The organism is Candidatus Dormiibacterota bacterium, from assembly GCA_036495095.1.
Classification (GTDB): Bacteria; Chloroflexota; Dormibacteria; order Aeolococcales; family Aeolococcaceae; genus CF-96.
Genome location: DASXNK010000114.1, coordinates 1 through 8965, shown reverse-complemented (window position 1 = coordinate 8965; position 8965 = coordinate 1). Strand labels below are relative to the sequence as shown.

Below are 8965 nucleotides of genomic sequence, written 5' to 3'. Positions count from 1 at the left end.
GCGGACGGCGCCGGGGGCGGCGGTCGGTAGCCCCCGGTGCGAGGTCTGGTCAGCCCTCGCCGCGCATCCTCGCCAGCATCGCCGCGACGATCGGGCTGGGCTCGGCGGGCTGCCAGGCCCGGTAGGCCTCGCGGAGCGGCTGCGGCCACTCCACGTCGACGTCGACGCGGGTGCCCGGAGCCGATGCGCCGGCGAGCACGGTGAGCGCGGTCTCCAGCACCCGGCGCTGCAGCGCGGCGTCGCCGGGGAGGCCGAAGGGATGGCCGTACGGGAACTCCACCCCGACCACACGGGGGGCGGCGACGGCGATGTCGGGCATCATCGTCACCACCACGGTGGGGATCCCCGCCTCCTCGATCCAGCGCGCCAGCACGGGCACGTTCCTGCAGCAGTCGGGTCAGACCGGGGCGAGCACGACCCCGTCGGCGGCCTCGCCGCGCAGCATGTCGACCACCTCGGGCAGGGTGGAGTCGCGCCAGCCCTGGAGCGAGCGCTCCTGGTAGCCCATCACCGAGACGTGCTCGGGGGCCACCGCGCCCACCACCCCCGCGGCCGCGAGCTCGGCGAGCCGGTCGATGGGGAGGGCCACGTTGTGGTCGGCGAGGACGTCCGCAGAGCTCACGTGCAGGTGGCACATTCCCAGCTCGCCGCTGGCCACCCCGGCGGGGATGCGCCGCCACGAGGGGTCGCCCCAGGTGGGCTCGCGGCGCTCGCGCTCGAGGTCGAAGCCCGGCTGTCCGTCCCGGAGGTGGAGGCCCGCGGAGGTGAGCAGCGCGATCCTGGCGCCGGCGAGGCGGGGTGCGAAGGCGGTCCAGGCGGGCTCGCCCTCCGGCGCCACCTCGTTCTCGTAGAGGGGCCGGAAGCTGCGCGGGAGGAAGCGGAAGCTGTCGACGCGCATCTCTCTCCTCTCAGCGGTGACGCGCTGAATGGTCGGGGCACCCCACGCGATCAGCTCCCTCGTCGCTGACAGCGCTCCCTCCGCCGAGTATACGGGCGCCCCACGCGCGCTCCGGCGGAGGCACCTGAGTGGCCGGCGCGGCCACGGTCAGGGCAGGGCCGGCGCGGGCCCGGCGGTGGGAGGATGGGCCAGCCCGCCGACCGCGGAGGTCACCGAGCCCAGCCCGGCGGGCGGCGTGGGCAGCGGCGCGACCACGGCGCCGCCGACCTTCGTGGTGGCGCCGCGCAGCTGCTCGAGGAGCGAGCCGACCGGAGCGGCGCCGAGCACGGCGGGCAGGCCGGGCAGGGTCGGCGGGGCCGGCGTCGCCGTGGCGCCGGCCAGCGGCGCCGGAGAGTTGACCACCGCGCCCGCCGGGGGCACCGTGCCCACCGGGCCGGTACCGGTGGGGGCGGCGGGGAGGGTGCTCCCCGCGGGCGCGGCCGGCGGGGCGGCGGCGCCCATCGCGGTGGCGAGCACCGCACCGCCGGCGCCGGTGACGGCGACCTTCGCGGCCGCCGCGGGTGCGCGGGCGGCGCCGGCGCGCACCCTGGCGGGCAGCCTCCAGCCGAGGCGGAGCAGGCCGAGGCCCAGCAGCATCGCCCGGGTCGGAGTGCGGAAGGCGGTGTTGCGCAGCTCGTCCTCGGTCTGGCGGCAGACCGTGCAGGTGTCGAGGTGCCCCTGGAGGCGGGGGCGGTCGGCGGCCGCGAGCGTCCCCTCGATCATCTCCGCGATCGCCTCCCCCATCTCCTGGCAGAGGGCGGGGACACCGCGGCGGGCGACCATCATGGTCACGAACGAGGCGCGGAACCGCCTGCGGGCGCGGAAGTACCAGACCCGGGCCACCGAGACCGGGACGTCGAGCGCCTGGCTGATCTCCTCGTAGGTGCGGTCCTCGAGGGCGCGCATCACCAGCGCCTGGCGGTGGTGGTGGGGCAGCGTCGCCGCGACCTTCCGCACCAGGTCCTGGAGCTGGCTGCGCAGCAGCGCCTCCTCCGGGTCGCCGTCGCCTCCGGCCGGCGCCTGGATCTGGGTGCCCTCGCCGGCGAGCAGCGACATCGGCACCTGCGCGTGCTTCTGGCGGCTCAGCTCGTTGAGGCACTCGTTGCGCACGATCCGCATCAGCCAGGCGGGGAAGGCGGCCGGGGCGCGCACGTCGCCGAGCCGCGAGAAGGCCTTCATCAGGGCCACCTGGGCGACGTCCTCGCCGCGGGTGGGGTCGTTGAGGAAGCGGCTGGCGAAGCGCTGCGCGGTGGGGCGGACCTGCTCGGCGAGCTCGGTCAGCGCGTCCGGGTCGCCGGCCTGGGCACGCAGCACCAGGGCCGGGTCGACGAGCGCGGACCCGCGAGCGGGCCCGCCCGGGGATGCCCCCTCCGGGGCCTCCACCACCATCGACGCGCTGGACATGCCTGGCCGGTCCTCCTGACCACGATGTTCGGGGCTGCTGCCGCGATCACCGGTGACAGCCCGGTGGCGGAATGGTCGCGATCCCCCGGTCAGCCCGCCGGGCGGCGCAGCGGGCGGGCGGCGGTGAGGGCGACGCCAACCCCCTGGCCCGCTGAGGCGAGGCCGAAGAGCAGGGTCCAGCGCGGCAGGGTGGGGTCGGAGAGCGCCGCGGCGATGAGCACCGCGGCGAGCAGGCCGGACGCGCCGGCGAGCGCAACCTGGGGCTGGAGCCGGCGCGGCCAGCGCCGCGGGGCGGTGAGCGGGGGCAGCGAGGCGCCCGGGGTGCAGAGCCAGCGCAGCCGCAGCCAGCGGGAGGCGGCGGCATGCTCGGCGACCATCCCCGCGAGGGTGGCGGCGATGAGGAGCTCGAGCGCCACGGTGCGCGGGGTGTCGAGCCCGGCCGACTGGACCAGGACGGCGAGGATGAGCCCGCTTCCGAGGCCGGTGCCCAGGGCGATGGCGCAGAGGCGCGCCATGCGGTTCAGCTCCGCGGGCATCTCCGCGGCGATCGTCCGCAGGGCGACGCAGGTGCCCAGGGCTGCGGTCGCGGCGACCAGCGCCACCACCGCCGCCACGAGGACGACGTTCACGGTCAGACCATCCCCAGCTGCAGCTCTGCGCGATCACGGGTGCAGCCGCGACGCGCCCCTCCAGTCTAGGAGCCTCTGGGCACCGTGTCCCCCCGCTCCTGCGCCGCCGCTGTCACGATCCGGTGGCGGCCGACCGTGAGGTCAGCCGAGCACGCCCTCGGCGCGCAGCCGGGCCACCTCGTCGCCGCCCAGGCCCCACCGCGCCAGCACCGCCAGCCCGTCGTCGTCGGGGCGGAGCGGCCCGTTGCGGAGCGTGCCCGGGGTGCGGCTGAAGCGCGGCGCCGGCGCCGGCTGGGGCACGCCGAAGGCCTCGACGAAGGTGCCGCGATGGACGTTGTGGGGGTGGCTCCGGGCCTCGTCGAGGCTGAGCACCGGGGAGACGCAGGCGTCGGTTCCCTCGAGCAGCTCGCACCACTGGTCGCGGGTGCGGGTGCGGAAGAGCGCGGTGAAGCGCTCCTTCATCTCCGGCCAGGAGGCGCGGTCGTGCTGCGCGGGCAGCGCGCCGGCGTCGAGGCCGCAGCGGCGCAGCAGCTCGGCGTAGAACTGGGGCTCGATCGCGCCGACGGCGATCCAGCCGCCGTCGGCGGTCTCGTAGACGTCGTAGAACGGGGCGCCGCCGTCGAGCAGGTTGGTGCCCCGCTGGTCGCTCCACATCCCCAGGTGCCGGAGCATCATCGTCATCGCCATCTGCGCGGCGCAGCCGTCGACCATGGCGGCGTCCACCACCTGGCCCCGGCCCGAGCGCGAGGCCTCGAGCAGAGCGCAGACCATGCCGTAGGCGAGCAGCATGCCGCCGCCGCCGAAGTCGCCGACCAGGTTGATCGGCGGCACCGGCGGCACCCCCGGGCGGCCGATGGCGTGGAGCACGCCGCTCAGCGCGATGTAGTCGATGTCGTGCCCGGCGCTGCGCGCCAGCGGACCGTCCTGGCCCCAGCCGGTGATCCGCCCGTACACGAGGCGGGGGTTGCGGGCGAGGCAGGCGTCGGGTCCGAAGCCGAGCCGCTCGGCGACACCGGGACGGAAGCCCTCGAGCAGCGCGTCGGCGCCGTCCACCAGCCGCAGCAGCGTCTCCAGGCCGGCCCCGGCCTTCAGGTCGAGCACCGCCACCCCGCTGCGGTTGCGCCGGAGGATGCCGTCGACGATGCCGGCGTCCGCGGCGGCGGGCACCCGGCGCTCGATCCGGAGCACCTCCGCGCCCATGTCGGCGAGCATCATCGCCGCGAAGGGGCCGGGCCCGATGCCCGCCACCTCGACGATGCGCAGGCCCGCCAGCGGTCCGCCGGAGGCGGGCTCGGAGGGGGTCTCGGTCACGGCTGCTGAGGATACTCAACCCCTCGGCCGGCGCGGCCTGCCGCGCCGTCACCGAGTCGAAAGGATGCACCCGCGACGATGCGGGCATGGTCAGCATCCCCCAGCGCGGGCGCGGCACCGCGCGCCTCGCCGTCAGCCTCGCCGGCATCGCGGTGGTGGTCCACGGGATCGATCCCGCCGCCCTCGGCCGGTTGCTCTCGACCGCGGCACCGCGCCTGCTCATCCCCGCCGTCGCCCTCGGCGCGCTCGCCCAGGCGTCGGCCTTCCCCCAGTGGGCGGTGCTCCTCCGCGAGCGGTCGTCGTTGGGGTGGCGGCCGCTCGCGTCGGTCTTCCTCCGCGCCACCTTCATCGGCCAGGCGCTGCCCACCGGGGTCGGTGGTGACGCCGTCCGGACCGTCGAGGTGGGCCGCACCCTGGGCTACGGCGCCGCCCTCGGCTCGGTGGTCGCCAGCCACCTGATGGGGCTGCTCGCGATGGGCTGCTGGGCGGTGGCGGGCTCGCTGTTCGTCTCCGGGCTGCCGGCGGGGATGTCGCGCCTGCTCGCCGCCGCCTTCCTCCTGCTGGTCACCGCGCTGGCGCTGACGGCGCTGAACGGCGACCGGGTCGTGGGCCGCTGCCGGGGGACGCACCGGGTCACCCGGGTGCTGGTGGACCTGGGCCACAGCCTCGCCTCCTACCGCCGCCAGCGGCGGCTGCTCGCCTCCGCGTTCGCGGTCTGCCTGGCCGGCTGGGCGCTGAGCCTGGTGAGCATGGTGCTGTTCGCGAGCGCGGTCGGCGCCCACCCGGGCTGGCAGGTCTTCGCCCTGGCGGTGCCGGTGAGCCTCGCCGCCACCCTGCTGCCGATCACGATCAACGGCTTCGGGGTGCGCGAGGGGATCTTCGTCGGCATCCTCGCCCACACCGGGGTCGGCACCGTGGCGGCCACCGCGATCGCCGTCTTCGCCGATCTGCAGATCCTCCCGGTGGCGCTGATCGGCGGCGCCGTCTGTCTCGGACGGCTGGGCGCGAGGCGGCGCGGCACCACGGTCACCGGACTGTCACGACTGTCACCGGGATGCGATCACTGCTGAAAGGAACCCGAAAGTTTCATTTTCCAGACTGACCTCAGGATCGGAATGGGAGGTCATCGGAAATGCGCGGGACGATCGGGAAGCGGGCCACCATCGCGATTGCGGCACTGGCCACGGCGGTCGCCGGAACCGTCGGCTCGGTGGCGGCGGTGCGGGCCCGGGTGTCCGCGCCCCAGAGCAGCGCCGCGACGGCGACCGCTCCCACCGCGACCGTCGCCTCGCTGCGCGACTGCGTCCCCGTCACCGCCACCACCCAGCGGGCCGCGGCCGTCCTCCCCGGCCACGTCGAGAGCTGGAACCTCGGCGGCCATGCCGTGCTCGTGTACGTGCCGGGGGCCTACGCCGCCCTCGCCACCACCCGCTTCCCGGTCGTCTACTTCCTCCACGGCTCGCCGGGCACCGCCCAGGACTGGATCAGCGGCGGCGGGATGCCCTCGATGCTCGACGGGATGATCGCCGCCGCCCAGCTGCCGCCGGTGATCGCCGTCTTCCCCGACGACCAGGGGGTGACCGCGGACGACTCCTGGTGGGGCGACACCGCCCTCGGCGACACCGTCGAGAGCTGGCTGGTGGACACTCTGGTGCCCGGAGTCGACGGCCGCTACCGCACCCTCGGCGCCCGCTACCGGGGCATCGCCGGGCTCAGCGCCGGCGGCTTCGGCGCGGTGAACATCTCGCTTCAGCACCCCGGCCTGTTCAGCTGGGTGGCGAGCTACTCCGGGGTCTTCACCGCCCCCGCCGACCTCTTCGGCGCCGCCGCCGCCGCCAACAGCCCGCAGCTCACCGCCGCCGCACTCCCCGCCGCCCAGCGCACCCCCCTCTTCCTCGGCCAGGGCGCCGCCGACTGGGAGTTCGGCCCCGACACCACCCGGTTCGTCGCCACCGTCCAGGCGCTGGGCTGGGCGCCGCTGCACACCGAGGTCGTCCCGGGACCGCACGGCTGGCAGGCGTGGACGGTCGAGGCCCGCGACAGCCTGACCTGGCTCGGCACCCTCTGGACCCCGAGCTGCTGAGCTCGGGTCAGCCCGGCGCCCACGGCGCCAGCCAGCAGTCGCCGGCGGGGTCGTGGACCAGCGCGTAGCCGCGCCGGGTGAGCAGGGTGCGCAGCTCCGCGGTGAGCGGCTGCTCGGCGAGCAGCACCGCGGGCGGGCGAGCGGTGAGGTCGGCGACCAGCAGCGGGTCGGCGCCCCGGTAGAGGTGGTACGCGGAGTTCATCCACACGAAGCGCGCGGCGGGGCGGCGGTCGGCGAGGGCGTAGACCCAGGAGCTGGTCCAGCCCCAGACGAAGACCGGGTCGCCGGGACGGCTGTGACGGCGCAGCAGGGCGGCGCGGGCCTGGTCGGCGGGGTACTCGCTGCCGGCGAAGGTGGCGCGGTAGGCGTCGAGTCGGGTGCCCCCGAGCAGCACCCCGGCGGCGCGGGCGTAGTAGGCGGGCAGCTGCCGGCCGGAGGTGCCCTCGAGGAACACCGGCGGCAGCCGGTGGTGCTGGGCGAGCGCCGCCCCGGCTCGGGGGAGGAACAGGGCGCCGACGATCACCGGCCAGACCGCCAGCAGCGCCAGCGGGGCGAGCAGGCGCGAGCGCCGGTCGCGGCGGCGCCAGAGGGCGGCGGCGGCGAGCGCGGCGGCGAGGGCGAGCGGCGCCTCCATCTGCTGGGCGTAGTGGGTGAACCCCCGCGCGTCGGCCATGCAGACCGCCAGGTCGCAGGCCAGCCACCAGGCCACGAGCGCCGCGCCGCGGTGGCGCCGGCGGGCCAGCAGCAGGGCGGCGGCGGCGCCGGCGGCGAGGACGGCGAGCAGCCGCGAGGCGCCGACGGCCTGGAGCAGCAGGCTCGGGGTGGCGTCGAAGGCGATCGGCTCGCCGCCTCGGGGGCCGGTCAGCTGCGCCCACTGCGCGTAGCGGGCGTCCTGGTGCACGACCACGTCGACGAAGGCGGGCAGGGAGCCCTGGAGGGCGAGGGGGACGAGCGCTGCGGCCACCGTCGCCACCGCCCCGGCGACGACCGCCACCGCCACCGCCACCTCGGCCCGCCCGGGGCGCCGGCCCGCCGCCACCGCGGCGAGCAGGGGGACGGCGAGCGCCGCCAGCAGGTCGGCGGCGAAGGTGGCCTTGAAGAGCAGGCCGGCGCCGAGCAGGCCGCCGGCCGCCGCCGCGCGGCGCCGGCCGGTGGAGGGGCGGAACACCAGGACGAGGATGCCGGCGGCGGCGCAGACTGCCCCGGCGACCTCGGCATTCAGCTGGTCGCCGCCGAGGTTGGGCAGCGAGGCGAGCACCGCGAAGAGCAGCGCCGCGGTCAGCCCCACCCCCGGCGAGGCCAGCCGCCGGCCGGCGGCCCACACCAGCGCGGTGCCGGCGGCCACCAGCACCAGCAGGGCGAGGTGGATGCGCAGCACCGAGGCGCCGCCGGCGCTGACCGCCGCCGCCAGCCAGTAGATACCGGGCGGCTTGTTGTCCCAGACGGTCCGGTAGAGCACGCCGCCGAGGTGGAGGGCCCGGCCGATGTTGGCGTAGGCCCCCTCATCGGCGGCCCAGGGCGGCTCGAGGAGGCTGGGGGCGCGGAGCAGCCCGAGGATGACGAGCAGCACGCCGCCCTCGACCAGCATCCGCCTGCGCCGCAGCACCGGCGCATTATCGGTGGGAGGCCGGGCCGGTCAGTTGCTGGGCGGCTTCGCCTGGCTCGCCCCCGCGGCCTCCCGGGTCGGCGAGGCCGAGGTGTTCGGGGTCGGCGGCAGGACCAGCACGTATCCGCTCGGCAGCGGGGTCGCGGTCGGGATCGTCGAGGGCGGCCAGGGCGACGCCGAGCCGCAGCCGGCCAGCGCAGCTGTGATCAGGCCGAGTGTCCCGATCAGGGGCAGGAGTCTGGGCACACTGTTTCAGACTCCGGACCGGCGTCCGATCTTGCGCCGACCACCCCCCGGCTCGCCGCCCTCACCTACGGATGCGCCCGGCTCGCGCGCCGGGTCCGGGATCAGCGCGCCGGAGCCGGGGTCGGCGTCGCGGTGGGCTGAGGCGCCGGGTACTGGAGGGGGGCCCGCCGTCCGGCCGCGGCGGCGATGCGCTCGGCGGCGATGCGTGCTCCGGCGAGGTTGCGGGCGATCGGCCCCAGCTGGAGCGCCGCGAGCCCGCCCATCACGTGCACCGCGGTACCCGGCCAGAGACAGTCGCCGGTGAGCACCGGCAGCCCCGCGACGACGCGGACGGGATGGGTCCGGCACAGCTCGTCGAGAAGAGGCTCGGCGGCGACGTGGTAGCCGTGCCCGGTGGCGAGCCAGAGGCGGTCGGCACCCACTCCGTCCACGTCGAGTGACGTCCCGGACCAGGACACCTCGCGGAGGGCGACGCCGCACCGGCTGTCGAGCTCCGCCCGCGCCTCGCACGTCGCGAGGTCGTCGAGCTCGGCCGCCGGCACGCTGCCGCGGCGCTCGGCGCGCAGCGTCTCCGCCCGGCGGTCCCACGCCGGCTGCGCCTGGTAGCGCTCGAGCCGGTACGTGAACCATCCCGGACGCACGTCGAAGTCACGTTCGCGCAGGGGCGCACGGCTGAGGAGCACCGGCCGGGCGCCACGCTCCACCGCGCCGAGGCAGAGCTGCACCGCGGTGAGCCCGCCGCCGACGAC

General features: G+C 76.5%; 10 protein-coding genes. 2 read left to right on the top strand and 8 right to left on the bottom strand.

What is annotated here, in order from left to right:
* Positions 1 to 49 precede the first annotated feature (49 nt).
* The 5 genes from VGL20_12575 to VGL20_12555 form a co-directional block, all read right to left on the bottom strand.
* Entirely contained in the window at positions 50 to 373 is a 324-nt protein-coding gene (locus VGL20_12575) for a hypothetical protein (protein HEY2704516.1), read from the bottom strand.
* A gap of 24 nt (positions 374 to 397) precedes the next feature.
* Complete coding sequence (locus VGL20_12570; GenBank protein HEY2704515.1) at positions 398 to 898, bottom strand: hypothetical protein; 501 nt, start codon at positions 896 to 898, stop codon at positions 398 to 400.
* A gap of 147 nt (positions 899 to 1045) precedes the next feature.
* On the bottom strand, positions 1046 to 2341 hold the full coding sequence (locus VGL20_12565) for a sigma-70 family RNA polymerase sigma factor (GenBank protein ID HEY2704514.1): 1296 nt from the start codon (positions 2339 to 2341) through the stop codon (positions 1046 to 1048).
* 89 nt (positions 2342 to 2430) lie between these two features.
* Positions 2431 to 2970, bottom strand: coding sequence for a hypothetical protein (locus VGL20_12560; GenBank protein ID HEY2704513.1), 540 nt, complete (start codon positions 2968 to 2970; stop codon positions 2431 to 2433).
* A 141-nt stretch (positions 2971 to 3111) separates the two neighbouring features.
* A complete protein-coding gene (locus VGL20_12555) occupies positions 3112 to 4281 on the bottom strand; it encodes a CaiB/BaiF CoA-transferase family protein (protein ID HEY2704512.1) in 1170 nt (389 codons plus the stop codon).
* Between the two features lie 86 nt (positions 4282 to 4367).
* On the opposite strand from VGL20_12555, the gene VGL20_12550 reads away from it, so the two are divergent.
* On the top strand, positions 4368 to 5351 hold the full coding sequence (locus tag VGL20_12550; protein HEY2704511.1) for a lysylphosphatidylglycerol synthase transmembrane domain-containing protein: 984 nt from the start codon (positions 4368 to 4370) through the stop codon (positions 5349 to 5351).
* Between the two features lie 62 nt (positions 5352 to 5413).
* Positions 5414 to 6364: an alpha/beta hydrolase-fold protein gene (locus VGL20_12545; GenBank protein HEY2704510.1), complete on the top strand. Its 951-nt coding sequence runs from the start codon at positions 5414 to 5416 to the stop codon at positions 6362 to 6364.
* A gap of 7 nt (positions 6365 to 6371) precedes the next feature.
* Here VGL20_12545 and VGL20_12540 read toward each other — a convergent pair whose 3' ends face one another.
* From VGL20_12540 to VGL20_12530, 3 genes are all read right to left on the bottom strand, one after another.
* Positions 6372 to 7970, bottom strand: a complete 1599-nt coding sequence (locus tag VGL20_12540) for a glycosyltransferase family 39 protein (GenBank protein HEY2704509.1) — start codon at positions 7968 to 7970, stop codon at positions 6372 to 6374.
* Between the two features lie 30 nt (positions 7971 to 8000).
* On the bottom strand, positions 8001 to 8216 hold the full coding sequence (locus tag VGL20_12535) for a hypothetical protein (GenBank protein HEY2704508.1): 216 nt from the start codon (positions 8214 to 8216) through the stop codon (positions 8001 to 8003).
* Positions 8217 to 8317: 101 nt separating this feature from the next.
* The coding region (locus tag VGL20_12530; protein ID HEY2704507.1) for a hypothetical protein at positions 8318 to 8965 on the bottom strand (648 nt) is incomplete at its 5' end.